Below are 16,350 nucleotides of genomic sequence, written 5' to 3'. Positions count from 1 at the left end.
TAACCGATATGGCTATTCGCAAGTACAAGCCGACGACGCCCGGGCGTCGTGGCTCCAGCGTCTCCGATTTCGCCGAGATCACCCGTTCGACCCCCGAGAAGTCGCTGCTCCGCCCGATCTCCAAGACCGGCGGCCGCAACAACTCGGGCAAGATCTCGACGCGTCACCGCGGCGGCGGCCACAAGCGCCGGTACCGCGTGATCGACTTCCGTCGCCACGACAAGGACGGCGTGCCGGCGAAGGTCGCGCACATCGAGTACGACCCGAACCGCACCGCGAACATCGCGCTGCTGCACTACGCGGACGGCGAGAAGCGCTACATCCTGGCCCCCAAGGGGATCAAGCAGGGTGACACCATCGAGAACGGCCCCGAGGCGGACATCAAGCCCGGGAACTCGCTGGAGCTGCGCCACATCCCGGTCGGTACGACGGTCCACGCGGTGGAGCTCAAGCCCGGCGGCGGCGCCGCCCTGGGCCGCTCGGCCGGCACCTCGATCCAGCTCCTCGCCCGTGAAGGCAAGTACGCGCACCTGCGCATGCCGTCCGGCGAGATCCGCCTGGTCCAGGTCACCTGCCGCGCCTCCATCGGCGAGGTCGGCAACGCCGAGCAGGGCAACATCAACTGGGGCAAGGCCGGCCGCATGCGCTGGAAGGGCTGGCGCCCGACCGTCCGCGGTGTCGTCATGAACCCGGTCGACCACCCGCACGGTGGTGGCGAGGGCCGCACGTCCGGTGGTCGCCACCCGGTGAACCCGCAGGGCAAGCCCGAGGGCCGCACCCGGAAGAAGAAGCACCCGACCGACCGGCTCATCGTGCGCCGTCGCCACGCCAACCGGAAGCGGGGTAAGTAAGCCATGGCTCGCAGCCTCAAGAAGGGCCCGTTCGTCGACGACCACCTGCAGAAGAAGGTGGACGTCGCCGTCGAGACCAAGAGCAAGAACGTCATCAAGACCTGGTCGCGCCGCTCGACGATCACTCCCGACTTCATCGGGCTGACCTTCGGCGTCCACGACGGTCGCAAGCACGTTCCGGTCTACGTCACGGAGAACATGGTCGGGCACAAGCTCGGCGAGTTCGCCCCGACCCGCACGTTCCGCGGGCACGAGAAGGACGACCGGAAGAGCCGTCGCCGCTAGGCCACGGGTTTGAGAAACGAACGAAGGATTAGAACGATGGCAACAGTGGAGCAGGAGGCTCCGAAGGCGCGCGCGGTGGCGCGGTACGTCCGCGTAGCACCTCGCAAGGCGCGCCGCGTCGTCGACCTCGTGCGTGGCCTGCCTGTGGACGAGGCCCTGACGACCCTCGAGTTCGCGCCGTTCAGCGCGGCCGAGGTCGTCTACAAGGTCATCGCGTCGGCTCAGGCGAACGCCGAGAACAACCTCGGTCTCGACCCGGAATCGCTTCTGGTGTCGGAGATCAAGGTCGACGAGGGCCCGACCATGCGCCGGTACCGTCCGCGCGCCCACGGTCGCGCGTACCGGATCAACAAGCGCACCAGCCACATCACCGTGGTGGTCGAGTCCGTCCAGGCCAAGGGTGGCGCCGCTCCGTCGGTCCGCCGTCCGAAGGCCGCGCCGAAGCCGGTCGAGGCCGACGCGAAGTCCACCGAGAACGCTGAGAAGGAGGAGACCGCCTAATGGGTCAGAAAATCCACCCGCACGGGTACCGCCTCGGTATCAGCGCCGACTGGACGTCGCGTTGGTACGCCGACAAGGAGTACGCCGAGTACGTCGGCGAGGACGTCAAGATCCGCAAGCTCATGACCAAGGGTCTCGAGCGCGCCGGCATCAGCAAGGTCGACATCGAGCGCACCCGCGAGCGGGTCCGCGTCGACATCCACACCGCCCGCCCGGGCATCGTCATCGGCCGCAAGGGCGCCGAGGCCGATCGTCTGCGCGGCAACCTGGAGAAGCTGACCGGCAAGCAGGTCCAGCTGAACATCATCGAGGTCAAGAACCCCGACGTCGATGCCCAGCTCGTCGCCCAGGGCGTCGCGGAGCAGCTGTCCAGCCGTGTCAACTTCCGTCGCGCGATGCGCAAGGCCATCCAGTCGGCCATGCGCAACCCGACCGTGAAGGGCATCAAGGTGCAGTGCTCGGGCCGTCTCGGCGGCGCCGAGATGAGCCGTTCGGAGCAGTACCGCGAGGGCCAGGTCCCGCTGCACACGCTGCGCGCGAACATCGACTACGGCCTGTTCGAGGCCGCCACCACCTTCGGCCGCATCGGCGTGAAGGTGTGGATCTACAAGGGTGAGGCCACGCTCAAGGAGCAGGCCGAGCAGGTCCAGCGCCGTCGCGACTCCGGTCCCGACCGCGGTGGCCGCGGTGGCCGCGGCGGTGCCGGTGGCGCCGCTCGCGGGGGACGCGGCCGTGGTGGCCGCGGCGCCGCCGCGCAGCCTGCCGAGGCCGCCGCCGCGCCCGCCACTGAGAAGCAGGAGGGCTAAGCGACATGCTCATGCCACGGAAACCGCCGCGCGGTTACCGGAAGCCTCACGCTCCGAAGCGCAAGGGCAAGGCCACTCGCGGCACGAAGGTCTCCTTCGGCGAGTACGGCATCCAGGCGCTGGAGCACAGCTACGTGACCAACCGCCAGATCGAGTCCGCTCGTATCGCCATGACCCGCCACATCAAGCGTGGCGGCAAGGTCTGGATCACGATCTTCCCGGACCGCGCCATCACGAAGAAGCCGGCCGAGACCCGTCAGGGTTCCGGTAAGGGCTCGCCCGAGTACTGGGTGGCGAACGTCAAGCCCGGCCGCGTCATGTTCGAGCTGTCGTACCCGACCGAGGAGATCGCCCACGAGGCGCTCCAGCGGGCGATCCACAAGCTCCCCATGAAGTGCCGCATCGTCTCTCGCGAAGGGGCAGGTGAGTAGTGATGGCTACTGGTATCGACACCGGTGAGCTGCGCGAGCTCAGCGCCAAGGAACTCCAGGCGAAGCTCGTGGAGAAGAAGGAAGAGCTGTTCAACCTGCGCGTCCGGAACGCCACCGGCCAGCTGGAGAACAACCACGAGCTCGGTCTGGTCCGCAAGGAGATCGCGCGGATCTACACCGTCATGAACGAGCGCCGGCTGGGCCTCAGCGCCGCGCCGGAGGAGGTTGAGAAGTGAGCGAGGAGACTCAGACTCGCGGTCGGCGCAAGGTCCTTGAGGGCCTGGTCGTCGGCGACAAGATGGACAAGACCGCCGTGGTCGAGGTGGAGGACCGCAAGAAGCACGCCCTCTACGGCAAGGTCATCAAGTCCAACAAGAAGTACAAGGCTCACGACGAGAACAACGAGGCCGGCATCGGCGACCGCGTCTCCATCATGGAGACCCGTCCCCTGTCGAAGACCAAGCGGTTCCGCATCGTCGAGATCCTCGAGAAGGCGAAGTAGGGGGACCGGGACGTGATTCAGCAAGAGTCGCGGCTCAAGGTCGCCGACAACACCGGTGCGCGGGAGATCCTGTGCATCCGGGTGCTCGGCGGCTCCGGCCGACGCTACGCCGGTATCGGCGACACGATCGTGGCCTCCGTGAAGGACGCCACCCCGGGTGCCGGGGTGAAGAAGGGCGACGTCGTCAAGGCCGTCATCGTTCGCACGGTCAAGGAGACGCGCCGTCCCGACGGCACGTACATCAAGTTCGACGAGAACGCCGCCGTCCTCGTCAAGGACGGCGAACCGCGAGGGACCCGTATCTTCGGGCCGGTCGCCCGCGAACTGCGCGACAAGCAGTTCATGAAGATCATCTCCCTCGCACCGGAGGTGCTGTAAGAGATGAAGATCAAGAAGGGCGACCGAGTCCGCGTCATCGCGGGCAAGGACAAGGGAGCCGAAGGCCTGGTGCTGGAGTCGTACCCCGACCGCGAGCGCGTGCTCGTCGAGGGCGTCAACCGCATCACCAAGCACACCAAGGCCGGCCAGACGGCCCGCGGATCGAAGACCGGTGGCATCGTCACCCAGGAGTCGGCGATCCACGTGTCGAACGTGCAGGTGCTCGACGCCGACAACCAGCCGACCCGCGTCGGCTACCGGTTCGGCGACGACGGCCGCAAGGTCCGCGTTTCGAAGCGGACGGGTAAGGACCTGTGATGACTGACGTTGCAGAGAAGATCCAGCCGCGCCTGAAGGAGACCTACCGGTCCGACATCAGGCCCGCGCTCCAGGAGCAGTTCAAGTACGCGAACCTCCACCAGATCCCCGGTCTGACCAAGATCGTGGTGAACATGGGTGTCGGCGAGGCCGCGCGCGACTCGAAGCTCATCAACGGTGCCCTGGCCGACCTGGCCACGATCACCGGCCAGAAGCCGCTCGTGCGTCTGGCCAAGAAGTCGATCGCGCAGTTCAAGCTGCGCGAGGGCCAGGCGATCGGCGCGAAGGTCACCCTCCGCGGCGACCGCATGTGGGAGTTCCTCGACCGCCTGCTCGCGATCGCGCTGCCGCGCATCCGCGACTTCCGCGGGCTTTCGGACCAGCAGTTCGACGGCAACGGGAACTACACCTTCGGTCTCACCGAGCAGTCCGTGTTCCCCGAGATCGACCAGGACAAGATCGACCGGGTTCGCGGTATGGACATCACGCTGGTGACCACGGCGAAGACCGACGACGAAGGCCGGGCGTTCCTGAAGCTGCTCGGCTTCCCGTTCAAGGAGAACGACTAATGGCGAAGAAAGCCCTCATCGCGAAGGCCAAGCGGAAGCCGAAGTTCGCCGTGCGCGCCTACAGCCGCTGCCAGAAGTGCGGCCGGCCGAAGGCCGTCTACCGCAAGTTCGGCCTGTGCCGCGTCTGCGTGCGCGACATGGCCCACGCGGGTGAACTCCCGGGCGTCCACAAGGCTTCCTGGTAACTCCAGGCCCATAGCTCCGATCGCCACAGGCCCCGCCGCGTTCCATAAGGCGGGGAACCGGGGTGAGAAAGGTATACAACGCTAATGACAATGACCGACCCGATCGCAGACATGCTGACCCGTCTGCGGAACGCCAACCAGGCGTACCACGACCAGCTCGCGATGCCGCACTCCAAGATGAAGGCCTCCATCGCGGAGGTCCTCAAGCAGGAGGGCTACATCGCCGACTGGCGCGCCGAGGAGCCCGAAGAGGGCAAGGTCGGCAAGACCCTGGTCATCGACCTCAAGTTCGGCGAGCGCCGCGAGCGGTCCCTTGCGGGCCTCCGCCGCGTCTCCAAGCCGGGCCTGCGGGTCTACGCCAAGTCCACTGAGCTGCCGCGCGTCCTCGGCGGCCTGGGTGTGGCCATCGTGTCCACCTCCCAGGGCCTGCTGACCGACCGCCAGGCTCGCAAGCGCGGCGTGGGCGGCGAAGTCATCGCCTACGTCTGGTAGCAGGAGGGTATTAAGCATGTCCCGCATTGGGAAGCAGCCGATTCTGGTGCCCTCCGGCGTCGACCTCAAGGTCGATGGCGCGACGGTGACCGTGAAGGGCCCCAAGGGCCAGCTCAGCTGTGAGCTGCCCGAGCCGATCGGCATCGAGAAGAGCGAGGACGGGTCGTTCGAGCTGACCCGCCCCAACGACGAGCGCAAGTCGCGGGCCCTGCACGGCCTGTCGCGGAGCCTCGTCAACAACATGGTCGTCGGCGTCTCGGAGGGCTACAAGAAGTCCCTCGAGATCAACGGCACCGGTTACCGGGCGCAGGCCAAGGGCAAGGGCGTGGAGATGAGCCTCGGCTTCTCCCACACCATCCAGGTCGACGCTCCGGAAGGCATCTCGTTCACCGTCGAGAAGCCGACCCTGCTGCACGTCGAGGGCATCGACAAGCAGCTGGTCGGCCAGGTCGCCGCGAACATCCGCCGACTGCGTCCGCCGGAGCCCTACAAGGGCAAGGGCGTCAAGTACGTCGACGAGCGCATCCGCCGCAAGGCCGGAAAGGCAGGCAAGTAATGGCGAGCAAACTCGAGAACCGCCGCCCGTCCGGGACCGTGTCGGAGCGCCGCCGGATCGGCAAGAACCGCCGGCACTTCCGCGGTCGCAAGAAGATCAACGGCACGGCCGGTCAGCCGCGCCTCGCGGTCTTCCGCTCCTCGAAGCACATCGTGGCTCAGATCATCGACGACGTGCAGGGCCACACGCTGGCCGCCGCGTCGACGGTGGAGCCCGGTCTGCGCGCCTTCGAGGGCGACAAGACCGCCAAGGCCAAGGAAGTCGGCAAGCTGGTCGCCGAGCGGGCGAAGGCCCTCGGCGTCGAGGCCGTGGTCTTCGACCGCGGCGGCGTCAAGTACCACGGCCGCGTCGCGGCCCTGGCCGACGCCGCCCGCGAGGCCGGTCTGAAGTTCTAGTCCGCTAGGACGGCTTGAAGCCGGGCCGGAGCATCTGCTCCGGCCCGGCTTTCGTCTTCTTGAGGGTGATTTGGACTGATTCCGGAGGGGGCGGGTGCGGCGCCTCCGGGGCCCTGGGCGAGTATGGGCGGGTGCGTTCGGCGAAGCTCTCCCGCAAGGCGGTACTGCTCTCCAGTGTCACGGCGGCCGTCGCGGTCGTCGGGGGCGGCGTGGTGATCGCCGAGGCCACGGCGGACCGCGAGGACGAACCGGAGGAGGACCGGCCGGTGGCGGAGCCCTCGACCGACCCCGTGGAGGACCTGCTCGCGTCCATGTCCCTGGAGGACAAGGTCGGCCAGCTGTTCATGGTCTACGTCCACGGCGAGACCGCCGACACCGGCGACCCCGACGCGGTCGCCTCGAACCGGGAGCGCCTCGGCGCCGACGACGGGGCCGCGTTCGTGGCCGCCTACCGGCCCGGCGGCGTCATCTACTTCGACTGGGCCAACGGCCTCACCAGCCCCGAGCAGGTCGCGGCGCTCTCGAACGGCCTCCAGGCCGCCTCGGCGGTGCCGCTGCTCATCGCGACCGACCAGGAGTACGGCTCGGTGGTGCGCATCGGCGAGCCGGCCACGCAGTTCCCCGGCGCGATGCCGCTGGGGGCGACCCGCGACCTCGACGCGGCCGAGCGGGCCGCGGCGATCGCCGGCGCGGAATTGCGCGCGATGGGCCTGAACCACAATTTCGCGCCCGACGCCGATGTCAATGTGGACCCCGCGAACCCGGTCATCGGAGTCCGGTCCTTCGGCTCCGACCCGGAGCTGGTGGCCGACTTCGCCGCCGCGCAGGTCCGCGGGTACCGGGCCGGGGGCGTGGCGGTGTCCGCCAAGCACTTCCCGGGCCACGGCGACACCGGGACCGACAGCCACGTGGGCCTGCCGGTCATCACGCACACCGCCGAGGAGTGGGAGCGGATCGACGCCCCGCCGTTCACGGCCGCGATCGCGGCCGGCGCGGACATGGTCATGTCGGCCCACCTGCAGTTCCCCGCCCTGGACGACTCGCTCGCGCCCGCGACGCTGTCGCACCCGATCCTCACCGGACTGCTGCGGGAGCGGCTCGGGTTCACCGGCGTGGTGGTCACCGACGCGCTCGACATGCAGGGGGTGCGCACCGAGTACGGAGACGACCGCGTGCCGGTGCTCGCGCTCCTCGCCGGGGCCGACCTGCTGCTGATGCCGCCGGACCTCCCGCTCGCCCACGAGGCCGTCCTGAACGCCGTCGCCTCGGGCGAGCTGACCGAGGATCGCATCGACGAATCGGTGCGCCGCATACTCGGACTGAAGCATTCGCGCGGCATTGTGGACGATCCGGAGACCGACGAGGGCGCCGCCGGCGCGGTCGGCTCCGACGAGCACCTGGCGGCCGCCGAGGACATCGCCGACCGGTCCGTCACGCTCCTCGCCAACGACGGCACGCTCCCGCGCGCCGGCGGCTCGGTGCTCGTGACCGGCTGGGGCGAGAACACGACCCAGCGGCTCGCCGCCGCCTTGGGCGCCAACGGGTTCGACGCCGAAGCACTGGTGACCGGGGACGAGCCCGGCGCCGACGCGATCGCGGCCGCGACGGCCGCCGCCGCGGGCCGCGACCTCGTCGTGGTCGCCACCAGGGACGTGCGCGCGGGCTCCCCGCAGGCCGACCTCGTCGCCGCACTGCTCGCGGGCCCGGCCCCGGTGGTCGCCGCCGCGGTCGGGACGCCCTACGACGCCGCGCACCTCGGCGAGGTCAACGCGAGCCTCGCCGCGTACTCGTACACCGCGCCCTCGCTCGCGGCCCTGGCGAAGGTCATCGCCGGCGCCGTCGCGCCGTCCGGCGCGCTCCCCGTCGACGTCCCCGGCGCGTCGGGCGAGGTCCTGTACCCGTTCGGCCACGGCCTCGGCTACCCGTAGCACGTTCACCCCTCCGAAACGGAAAGTTATTTTCACAGGCTTGACTGTTTGTGGAGATTGTCTCCATACTGGGGCCAGGTGCCAAACCAGGCATCACCCCCAAATGGCTGATCTCCTGACAAGCAGGGAGCAACCTGTGAACCTCTTCGCAACCCTCCGCACCGTCCGAAGGCACCACGGCCTCCGCGCGGCGGTCGTGGTCCTCCTCTCCGCGGTCCTCACCGCCGGCGGCCTCGCCATCGCGAGCCCCGCGCAGGCCCAGGGCCTCGCCGGCATCGACGTCTCGCACTACCAGGGCGCCATCAACTGGAACTCCGTCAAGAGCAGCGGCATCCAGTTCGCCTACATCAAGGCCACCGAGGGCACCACCTACAAGGACCCCCGGTTCAACACCAACTACCCCGCCGCCCACGCCGCGGGCGTCATCCGCGGCGCGTACCACTTCGCGCGGCCCAACTCCTCCAGCGGCACCGCCCAGGCGGACTACTTCGCCAGCAACGGCGGCGCGTGGTCGGCCGACAACCTCACCCTCCCGGGCGCCCTCGACCTGGAGGCCCCGCCCTCGGGCGCGGCCTGCTACGGGCTGAGCACCACCTCGATGCGCACCTGGATCACCGACTTCTACAACCGGTACAAGGCCAGGACCGGGCGCGACGTCGTCATCTACACGACCGCCTCCTGGTGGAACACCTGCACCGGGTCGTGGACCGGCATGGCCTCCAAGAGCCCGCTGTGGATCGCGCACTGGGGCGTCTCCTCCCCGTCGCTCCCCGCCGGGTGGAGCAGCACCACCTGGACGTTCTGGCAGTACACGTCCACCGGATCGGTCTCGGGCATCTCCGGGAACGTCGACCGGAACTACTTCAACGGTTCGACCTCGCGACTCCTCGCACTGGCGAACAACACCTAGCGCGCCGCGGGGGCCGGGCCGCCCGGCCCCCGCGACTCTGGAGGCACGCAATGGACGACCACCGCATCCGGCGCCGGGTCCTGTTCGGGACCGGCGCCATGATCGCAGCCGCGGCCGCCGCATTCGGCGCCGCGCCCGCCCAGGCGGACGAGTTCGAAAGCAGCGCAGTCGAACCCGACGTCGACTCGACCGCCGAGTGGGGCGCACGGCCCCCGGGCGGCACCAACCCGGTCATCAACCGCAGCCCGGCCAAGCTCATCGTGCACCACACGGTCTCGGCGAACACCTCGGACTTCTCGCGCGCCCGGGCCCACGCCCACGCCAAATGGGTGCAGGACCTGCACATGGACGGCAACGGCTGGCGCGACACCGGCTACAACTTCATCGTCAGCCGCGGCGGCTGGATCACCGAGGGCACCACCGGCAGCCTCGCGGCCCTGCTCGGCGGGCAGCGCTTCATCCAGGGCATCCACACCTCGGGGCAGAACACCACCGCGCTCGGCATCTCCAACGAGGGCTCCTACCACGACGGGGCCGTTCCCCCCGCCGCGCAATGGGAGTCGCTGGTCGCCGTGTGCGCGTACGCGTGCGAGCAGTACGGCATCCCCTCGAGCGAGATCTACGGGCACATGGACTTCAACTCGACCCTGTGCCCCGGGATCTTCCACGACCGGCTCCCGCAGCTGCGCGACGACGTCGAGGTGGCACGCTACAAGTAGGGCGCCCGAGCTGGTCGCGCGCGGCGACGGTGACCGCCGCGCGCGGCCGTCACGTCCGCTGCCGGTGCGAGACCGCGGCCGCCGTGGCGGCCAGGGCCTTCGCGGTGCGCTTGCGCTGCTTGGCCGCGACGCCCACGAACAGGCAGTCGACGACCATGAGCTGCGCGATGCGGCTGACCGTGGCGCCGGACCGGAACGTCGTCTCCCGCGCGGCGGTCGTCAGGACCAGGTCCGCGGCCTGGGCCAGCGGCGACCGGGCGTGATTGGTGATCGCGACGGTGACGGCCTCCCGGTCGCGGGCGGCCTCCAGGAACTCGACGGTCTCGGTGGTCGCCCCGGAGTGGGAGATCGCGACCGCGACGTCCTTGGGCCCGGCGAGGGCGCTGGCGACGAGCGCGGAGTGGACGTCGGGCCAGGAGAACGCGACGGACCCGATGCGGTGCAGCTTCTTCACCAGGTCCGCGGCGACGATGCCCGAGGCCTCGACGCCGAACACGTCGATGCGCCCGGCCGCGGCGAGCGCGGCGACCGCCGCCTCGCACGCGCCCGTGTCGAGGGCGTTCGCGGTGTCGGTGATGGCGCCCATGTCGGCGTAGGAGACCGTGGCGATGATGCGCGACATGTCGGCGCCGGTGGGGATGTCGCCGCCGGCGATCTCGCGGTCGGGCCCGTCGCCGGTGCCGATGACGGCCTGGGCGGCGCGCATGCGCAGCTCGCGGTGGCCGGCGAGGCCCAGGGAGCGGCAGAAGCGCACGACGGTGGCCTCGGAGGTGCCCGCGGCGCGGGCGAGTTCGGTGATGGTCCGCGTCGAGGCGGCCTCGGGCTCGCGGATGATCTCTTGGGCGACCTTGGTCTCGGCCTTCGAGAGGGAAGGCAGGACCGACTTGATGAGCACCAGGAGGTTGGGCGTGTCGGTGCGGCTTGCTGGCATGACGTCACGGTACACCCGCGGCCGGACCGCCACGGGTCGGCGCGATTCTTCAGGCCGGACTATATGGGTGAAATTTTACTTCATTGCGCTACGCTCGCAACTGTGAGTGAACCGACCGAGCGCCTCGAGGCGCGCACCCTGTTGGCAATGCTGGCGACCGAGCGGGCCGACCCGCGCTACGCGGGGATCGAGGGCCTGTCGACCCTCGACCTGGCGAGGACCATGAACGAGGCCGACGCGAGCGTGTCCGCCGCCGTCGCGGCGGTGCTCCCCGACGTGGCCGCCGCGATCGACGCCGTGGCCGACCGGCTCGCGAAGGGCGGGCGGCTGCGGTACGTGGGGGCCGGGACGGCCGGGCGGATGGCGGTCATGGACGCCGCCGAGTGCCCGCCGACGTTCTCGACCGACCCCGAGCTGATCAAGGCGCTCATCGCCGGGGGCAAGGCCGCCGAGGGCGGCGCGGTCGAGGGCACCGAGGACGACGAGGCCGCGGGGGAGGCCGCCATCGCGGCCGACGGGATCGGCCCCGCCGACGCCGTGGTGGGCCTGGCCGCGAGCGGGCGCACCCCGTTCGTCGTCGCGGCCGTGCGCGAGGCGCGGCGCCGCGGCGCGCTGACCGTGGGGCTGTCGTGCAACACCGGCACGGTCCTGTCGGACGCGGCCGAGCACCGCATCGAGGTCGAGGTCGGGCCCGAGGTGGTGGCCGGGTCGACGCGGCTGAAGTCGGGCACGGCGCAGAAGTTCGTGCTCAACATGATCTCCACCATCAGCATGGTCCGCCTCGGGAAGGTCTACCGGAACTACATGGTGGACATGAAGGTCGCGAACCAGAAGCTCGCCGCCCGCGCGGTGCGGATGATCCGCGAGATCACCGGCGCCGGCCCCGAGGAGGCCGAGGCCGCGCTGGCCGCCTCGGGCGACCGGGTGAAGACCGCCGTGGTGATGCTCGAACTCGGCGTCAGCGCGGCCGACGCGGAGGCGCGGCTGGTGCTGGCGGAGGGCCGGCTCTCGGGGGCGCTGGCCGCATGAGGGCGCGCTGAGGGGAACGGCGCCGCCCCCGCGCTGCCGTGCTTGATGGGGCCGGTCGCGCGGGGGCGGCGTTCGATGCGTGCCGAGGGGGATGCGTTGCGGGGCCGGTCGCGCCGGCGGGCTCGCGCGTGTCAGCGCCAGGCGAGCTGCCGGTGGAGGCGGACGCGTTCGGCGGGGTCGGTGACGAAGACGCTGGCGGCCATCCAGGCCGCGCCGATCGCGGGGTCGGTGGCCTTGCTGATGCCGGCCTTGGGGTAGACCAGCCGGAAGCGCTCCTGGAGGAGCGCGGCGATGGGGGTGGGGCGGGTCAGGAGGCTGCCGGCCATGACGATCGGCAGTTCGCGGTCGACGACGTAGGACACCGACTCGGCCAGGTGGCCGACGGCCCGCGCGACGATCGACTCGGCCACGGCGTCGCCGCCGTCGGCGGCCTCGCAGACCAGGGCCGCGAAGCGCGACAGGCGGACCGGGGGATCGGCCATGCACTTGGCGACGAGGGCGCCGGAGCGCCGCTTGTCGGGCGCGATGGCCGCGATGATGGCCTCCACGAGGCGGCCGCCGGGGCCGTTGCCGTCGATGTGCCGCAGGGCGGCCCGGACCGCCTCGCGGCCGAGCCAGAACCCGGAGCCGGCGTCGCCGAACAGCCAGCCGTAGCCGTCGGAGCGCAGCGCGGGGGTGCGGTCGCGGATCGCGAACGCCACCGCGCCGGTGCCGGAGACCACCACGGTCCCGTCGGAGGCCGAGGAGCCCGCGGCGAACGCGATGACCGCGTCCGAGACGACCTCCACCTTGCAACCGGTCGCGAAGCGCCGCTTGAGGTCCGTGGAGAGCTCGCGCACCTCCTCGGTCAGCGACAGCGCGCCCGCGGTGCCGACGCACACCGAGCCGACCTCGGCCGGGTCGATGCCGCCCAGCGCGCGCTGGAACGCCAGGGCCATGTTGGACAGCGCGATCTCCCGGTCGCCGCCCACCGGGTTGGCCGGACCGGACGCGCCGGTGCCGAGCACCGCTCCGCTCTCGTCGATGAGGACGGCGCGGCTGCTGGTTCCGCCGGCGTCAAGGCCGACGGCGAGTCTTGCATGCATGTTTGAGGGTCCTCGCTTCTCGCGCTACCAGCAGTATCCGCTCTAGGTGCAAACCAGTAAAAATAATTCTCATGAACTTGACACGAGTGTGGCATAGGTAATAGTTTTTCTTGATTCCACCTCCCGAAAGGGTCGCCCATGGACCGAACCCGGACAGATGCGCCCAGCGCCCCCGTCGAGACCGGCGTGCTCGAACGAATCCGCACGGGCGCGAGCGATCTCTCCGAAGCCATGTCCAAAGTGGCCGGCCAAGTCCTGGCCGACCCCGAAGCCGCGGCCCGGGCGACGATCATGGATCTCGCCGAGCTCTCGGGCACCTCCCCAGGAACCATCACACGATTCTGCCGTCACCTCGGATACGACGGGTACGCGGCCCTCCGGGTCGCCATCGCCACCGAGACCGGCAGGGCCTCGGCCAGGCACGAGACCGGCTGGGACGTCAACATCGGCCGCGAGATCGGCCCGGACGACCCGCTCGACCGAGTCCTCAAGCAGCTCATCACGATCGACGCCGCGATGCTCCGCGACACCGTCGACACCCTCGACCTCGCCGCCGTCGAGCGCGTCGCCGCCCGCGTCTCCGCGGCCCGCCGCGTCGACGTCTACGGCGTCGGCTCCAGCGCCACCGTCGCCCGCGAACTCCAGATGGGCTTCTACCGCACCGGCGTCGCCGCCTGGGTCTGGACCGAGGTCCACGACGCCCTCGCCAGTGCCGCGCTGCTCGGCGAGAACGATGTGGCCCTGGCGATCTCGCACTCCGGCACCACCGCCGAGACCATCGAGATGCTCAGCGAGGCCGGCACCCGCGGCGCCCTCACCGTCGCCGTCACCGCCTGCCCCGAGGCCGCGCTCGCCGAGGTCGCGGACGTCTGCCTCGCCTCGGCCGCGCGCCGCACCACCCACCGCGCCGACCTGCTCGCGTCGCGCCACTCGGCGCTGCTGGTCGCCGACCTCATCCACATCGCCGTCGCGCAGCGCCGGTTCCCCGAGGCCTCCGAGGCCCTCGAGTCCCGCGCGCGGGCGGTGGTCGGCCACCGCCCGACGCCGCGGCCCCGGAACGGCGCCGGCTGACCGCCCGACCGATCGTTCTCAACCTCTACCCCCGACTCAGGAGCGAAAACCCATGAGGAAATCGAACCAACCCGCCTTCAACCGCCGCAACCTCTTCGGGGCCACCGCCGCCGGACTCGCGGCCTCGTCCCTGGCGGCGTGCGCCACCAGCGGCAGCGACGACGACGCCGAGGAGGTGACCGTCGGCGACGACGCCGAGAACCCGTTCGACGTCGACGGCGCCGCGCCCCTGGACGTCGTCATCTTCGACGGCGGCTTCGGCAACGAGTACGCGGTCGCCCACCAGGAGATCTACAACCGGGCGTTCCCGGACGCTGCGATCACGCACCTCGCCACGCAGGCGATCGCCGAGACCCAGCAGCCGCGCTTCGCCGAGGGCAAGCCCGCCGACGTGCTCGACAACTCGGGCGCGCAGCAGATCCCGATGGACTCGCTCGTCAGCGACGGCGAGCTCGCCGAGCTCACCCCGCTGCTCGACGCCCCGTCGTACGACGACCCCGAGGTCACCGTCCGCGAGACCCTGCGCGACGGCGTGCTCGACATGGGCACGTTCAACGGCGAGGTGTACGCCCTGAACTACGTGTTCTCGGCGTGGACGGTCTGGTACGACGCCAAGCTGTTCCGCGACCAGGGCTGGACCCCGCCGACGACGTGGGAGGAGATGCTCGCGCTCTGCCCGACGATCGTCGCGGCCGGGGTCGCGCCGTGGACGTACGCCGGGCAGCACCCGGTGTACCTCTACGACCTGCTGCTCATCCTGGCGGGCAAGCACGGCGGCGTCGACGTCGTCAAGAACATCGACCACCTGGAGCCCGACGCGTGGCGCCACGAGTCGGTCGTGAAGGCCGCCGAGGCGCTGGCCGCGCTCTACACCGAGGGCTACATCCTCGAGGGCACGCCCGGCATCGACCACATCCAGTCGCAGACGGCGTTCAACGAGCGCAAGGCCGCGTTCATCCCGTGCGGCTCGTGGCTGCCGAACGAGCAGGCGTCGATCGCCCCGGCGGACTTCGAGTACATGCCGATGGGCGTGCCGCCGTTCGAGGGGTCGGCGCAGCCGGGCCTCATCAGCGCCGGCGGCGAGGAGCCGTTCGTGGTGCCCAAGAACGCGACCAACCTCTCCGGCGCGTACGAGTACCTGCGGATCATGCTCTCCAAGGAGGGCGCGCAGATCTTCGGCGACACCGTGCAGGCGGCGACGGTCGTCAAGGGCGTCGAGCTCGACAACCCCGCGGCGCAGGCGACCGACGCGCTCGTGGCCAACCCCGAGGACCTCTTCCAGCCGCGGTTCCGCTTCTGGTACACGAAGATGAACGAGGAGGTGCGGCCCGCGCTCGGCTCGCTCCTGTCGGGCGAGTCCACGGCGGCGGAGTTCATCGACCGGATGCAGACGGTGGCCGACGAGACCGCCGCCGACGACACCATCGAGAAGTTCCGCCACGAGGGCTAGGCCCGGTACGAGAGGAGGGCCTGGGTCGTGAAGCACGGCAGGTACCCGTTCATCCTGAGTTTCCTGGCGCTGCCGGTGGGGCTCTACGCCTGGCTGGTGATCCTGCCGTTCGCCCAGGCCTTCCAGATCTCCCTGACCGACTGGTCGGGGTCGAGCAACAGCTTCGATTACATCGGGTTCGACAACTACGTGAACCTGTTCAAGGACGAGCGGTTCGTGCTGCCGGCCCTGCGGCACACCGGGATCATCCTCGTGGTGCTCCCGGTGGTGACGATCGCGCTGGGCCTGTTCTTCGCGTTCATGCTCAACCTCGGGGGCCGCAGCCGCCAGGGCCGCATCGAGGGCGTCGCCGGCTCCCGGTTCCACAAGGTCGTCTACTTCTTCCCGCAGGTGCTGTCGGTCGCGATCGTCGGCATCCTGTGGAAGCAGGTGTACGCGCCGGAGGGCTTCGGCGGGCTCATCACCGGGTCGCTGACGGCGGTCGGGCTCCCGGCCCCGGTCAACGGGTTCCTCGCCGACAAGCGGTTCGTGCTCGCGGCCGTCATCGGCGTCCTGGTGTGGAGCGCGGTCGGGTTCTACCTGGTGTTCTTCTCCTCGGCGATGGCGTCGATCCCGCGCGACATCTACGAGGCGGCGATCATCGACGGGGCCGGGCGGTTCCAGATGTTCTTCAAGATCACGCTGCCGCTGCTGTGGGACTCGGTCCAGACCGCGTGGATCTACCTGTCGATCGTGGCCCTGGACGTGTTCGTGCTGGTGTACATGATGACGCCCGAGCAGGGCGGCCCCGACACCGCGAGCGAGGTCGTCGGGGGCGTCATCTGGAAGTACGCGTTCAAGCACGGCGAGCAGGCGTTCGCCTCCGCGATCGGCGTGGTCCTGTTCTTCGCCGCGCTCTCCCTGGCCGTGGTGTCGCTGCGGTTCGGCCGCCGCGAGCAGATCGAGTACTGAGGTTCGA

22 protein-coding genes and 1 pseudogene are annotated in these 16,350 nt (G+C 70.2%); 21 read left to right on the top strand and 2 right to left on the bottom strand.

The window, feature by feature from the left end; translation table 11 throughout:
• Positions 1 to 8 precede the first annotated feature (8 nt).
• From rplB to ABD419_RS13000, 17 genes and pseudogenes are all read left to right on the top strand, one after another.
• Complete coding sequence (rplB, locus tag ABD419_RS13080) at positions 9 to 851, top strand: 50S ribosomal protein L2 (protein WP_344487055.1); 843 nt, start codon at positions 9 to 11, stop codon at positions 849 to 851.
• Between the two features lie 3 nt (positions 852 to 854).
• Positions 855 to 1,136 (top strand): 30S ribosomal protein S19, encoded by a 282-nt coding sequence (gene rpsS, locus ABD419_RS13075; protein WP_091053653.1) that lies wholly within the window; start codon positions 855 to 857, stop codon positions 1,134 to 1,136.
• 36 nt (positions 1,137 to 1,172) lie between these two features.
• Positions 1,173 to 1,637: a 50S ribosomal protein L22 gene (gene rplV, locus ABD419_RS13070; RefSeq protein ID WP_344487052.1), complete on the top strand. Its 465-nt coding sequence runs from the start codon at positions 1,173 to 1,175 to the stop codon at positions 1,635 to 1,637.
• A complete protein-coding gene (gene rpsC / locus ABD419_RS13065) occupies positions 1,637 to 2,443 on the top strand; it encodes a 30S ribosomal protein S3 (protein ID WP_344487050.1) in 807 nt (268 codons plus the stop codon). The genes rplV and rpsC overlap by 1 nt, the downstream gene beginning before the upstream one ends.
• A gap of 5 nt (positions 2,444 to 2,448) precedes the next feature.
• Positions 2,449 to 2,874, top strand: a complete 426-nt coding sequence (rplP, locus tag ABD419_RS13060) for a 50S ribosomal protein L16 (RefSeq protein ID WP_344487048.1) — start codon at positions 2,449 to 2,451, stop codon at positions 2,872 to 2,874.
• A gap of 2 nt (positions 2,875 to 2,876) precedes the next feature.
• Positions 2,877 to 3,110, top strand: coding sequence for a 50S ribosomal protein L29 (gene rpmC, locus ABD419_RS13055; RefSeq protein WP_112137315.1), 234 nt, complete (start codon positions 2,877 to 2,879; stop codon positions 3,108 to 3,110).
• On the top strand, positions 3,107 to 3,376 hold the full coding sequence (gene rpsQ, locus ABD419_RS13050) for a 30S ribosomal protein S17 (RefSeq protein WP_344487046.1): 270 nt from the start codon (positions 3,107 to 3,109) through the stop codon (positions 3,374 to 3,376). The genes rpmC and rpsQ overlap by 4 nt, the downstream gene beginning before the upstream one ends.
• Before the next feature lie 12 nt (positions 3,377 to 3,388).
• Positions 3,389 to 3,754 (top strand): 50S ribosomal protein L14, encoded by a 366-nt coding sequence (gene rplN, locus ABD419_RS13045; RefSeq protein WP_091039823.1) that lies wholly within the window; start codon positions 3,389 to 3,391, stop codon positions 3,752 to 3,754.
• Between the two features lie 3 nt (positions 3,755 to 3,757).
• Positions 3,758 to 4,072, top strand: a complete 315-nt coding sequence (gene rplX / locus ABD419_RS13040; RefSeq protein ID WP_091053648.1) for a 50S ribosomal protein L24 — start codon at positions 3,758 to 3,760, stop codon at positions 4,070 to 4,072.
• Positions 4,072 to 4,641 (top strand): 50S ribosomal protein L5, encoded by a 570-nt coding sequence (gene rplE / locus ABD419_RS13035; RefSeq protein WP_344487044.1) that lies wholly within the window; start codon positions 4,072 to 4,074, stop codon positions 4,639 to 4,641. Before rplX ends, rplE begins: the two co-directional genes overlap by 1 nt.
• Positions 4,641 to 4,826: a type Z 30S ribosomal protein S14 gene (locus ABD419_RS13030; RefSeq protein WP_026929009.1), complete on the top strand. Its 186-nt coding sequence runs from the start codon at positions 4,641 to 4,643 to the stop codon at positions 4,824 to 4,826. The genes rplE and ABD419_RS13030 overlap by 1 nt, the downstream gene beginning before the upstream one ends.
• An 84-nt stretch (positions 4,827 to 4,910) precedes the next feature.
• Entirely contained in the window at positions 4,911 to 5,318 is a 408-nt protein-coding gene (rpsH, locus tag ABD419_RS13025) for a 30S ribosomal protein S8 (protein WP_112137307.1), read from the top strand.
• Between the two features lie 16 nt (positions 5,319 to 5,334).
• Positions 5,335 to 5,874: a 50S ribosomal protein L6 gene (gene rplF, locus ABD419_RS13020; RefSeq protein ID WP_344487038.1), complete on the top strand. Its 540-nt coding sequence runs from the start codon at positions 5,335 to 5,337 to the stop codon at positions 5,872 to 5,874.
• Positions 5,874 to 6,269, top strand: a complete 396-nt coding sequence (rplR, locus tag ABD419_RS13015) for a 50S ribosomal protein L18 (protein ID WP_344487036.1) — start codon at positions 5,874 to 5,876, stop codon at positions 6,267 to 6,269. Before rplF ends, rplR begins: the two co-directional genes overlap by 1 nt.
• Positions 6,270 to 6,400: 131 nt before the next feature.
• The gene (locus ABD419_RS13010) at positions 6,401 to 8,197 is read left to right on the top strand and encodes a glycoside hydrolase family 3 protein (RefSeq protein WP_344487034.1); all 1,797 of its coding nucleotides are present in this window, start codon (positions 6,401 to 6,403) and stop codon (positions 8,195 to 8,197) included.
• 262 nt (positions 8,198 to 8,459) lie between these two features.
• Positions 8,460 to 9,107 (top strand): annotated as a pseudogene (locus ABD419_RS13005) (GH25 family lysozyme); the annotation flags it as partial.
• 50 nt (positions 9,108 to 9,157) lie between these two features.
• Positions 9,158 to 9,826, top strand: a complete 669-nt coding sequence (locus ABD419_RS13000; protein WP_344487032.1) for a peptidoglycan recognition protein family protein — start codon at positions 9,158 to 9,160, stop codon at positions 9,824 to 9,826.
• A 49-nt stretch (positions 9,827 to 9,875) separates the two neighbouring features.
• Here the strand turns inward: ABD419_RS13000 and ABD419_RS12995 are convergent, their stop codons facing one another.
• Positions 9,876 to 10,757, bottom strand: a complete 882-nt coding sequence (locus ABD419_RS12995; RefSeq protein WP_344487030.1) for a MurR/RpiR family transcriptional regulator — start codon at positions 10,755 to 10,757, stop codon at positions 9,876 to 9,878.
• A 147-nt stretch (positions 10,758 to 10,904) separates the two neighbouring features.
• Between ABD419_RS12995 and murQ the strand changes: the two genes are divergently transcribed.
• Positions 10,905 to 11,786, top strand: a complete 882-nt coding sequence (gene murQ / locus ABD419_RS12990) for an N-acetylmuramic acid 6-phosphate etherase (RefSeq protein WP_425556047.1) — start codon at positions 10,905 to 10,907, stop codon at positions 11,784 to 11,786.
• A 131-nt stretch (positions 11,787 to 11,917) separates the two neighbouring features.
• Here murQ and ABD419_RS12985 read toward each other — a convergent pair whose 3' ends face one another.
• On the bottom strand, positions 11,918 to 12,871 hold the full coding sequence (locus ABD419_RS12985; RefSeq protein WP_344487026.1) for an N-acetylglucosamine kinase: 954 nt from the start codon (positions 12,869 to 12,871) through the stop codon (positions 11,918 to 11,920).
• Between the two features lie 138 nt (positions 12,872 to 13,009).
• On the opposite strand from ABD419_RS12985, the gene ABD419_RS12980 reads away from it, so the two are divergent.
• From ABD419_RS12980 to ABD419_RS12970, 3 genes are read left to right on the top strand one after another with little or no spacing between them, the layout of a single operon-like run.
• Positions 13,010 to 13,942 (top strand): MurR/RpiR family transcriptional regulator, encoded by a 933-nt coding sequence (locus ABD419_RS12980; RefSeq protein ID WP_344487024.1) that lies wholly within the window; start codon positions 13,010 to 13,012, stop codon positions 13,940 to 13,942.
• Between the two features lie 52 nt (positions 13,943 to 13,994).
• Complete coding sequence (gene ngcE, locus ABD419_RS12975; protein WP_344487022.1) at positions 13,995 to 15,392, top strand: N-acetylglucosamine/diacetylchitobiose ABC transporter substrate-binding protein; 1,398 nt, start codon at positions 13,995 to 13,997, stop codon at positions 15,390 to 15,392.
• A 27-nt stretch (positions 15,393 to 15,419) separates the two neighbouring features.
• On the top strand, positions 15,420 to 16,343 hold the full coding sequence (locus tag ABD419_RS12970) for a carbohydrate ABC transporter permease (RefSeq protein WP_344487020.1): 924 nt from the start codon (positions 15,420 to 15,422) through the stop codon (positions 16,341 to 16,343).
• The last annotated feature ends 7 nt before the right edge of the window (positions 16,344 to 16,350 follow it).

Origin of the sequence: Glycomyces endophyticus (assembly GCF_039531525.1) — a bacterium.
Taxonomy (GTDB): Bacteria; Actinomycetota; Actinomycetes; order Mycobacteriales; family Micromonosporaceae; genus Glycomyces; species Glycomyces endophyticus.
The sequence above is the reverse complement of the archived record's forward strand: the minus strand, read 5'-3'. Positions and strand labels throughout refer to the sequence as shown.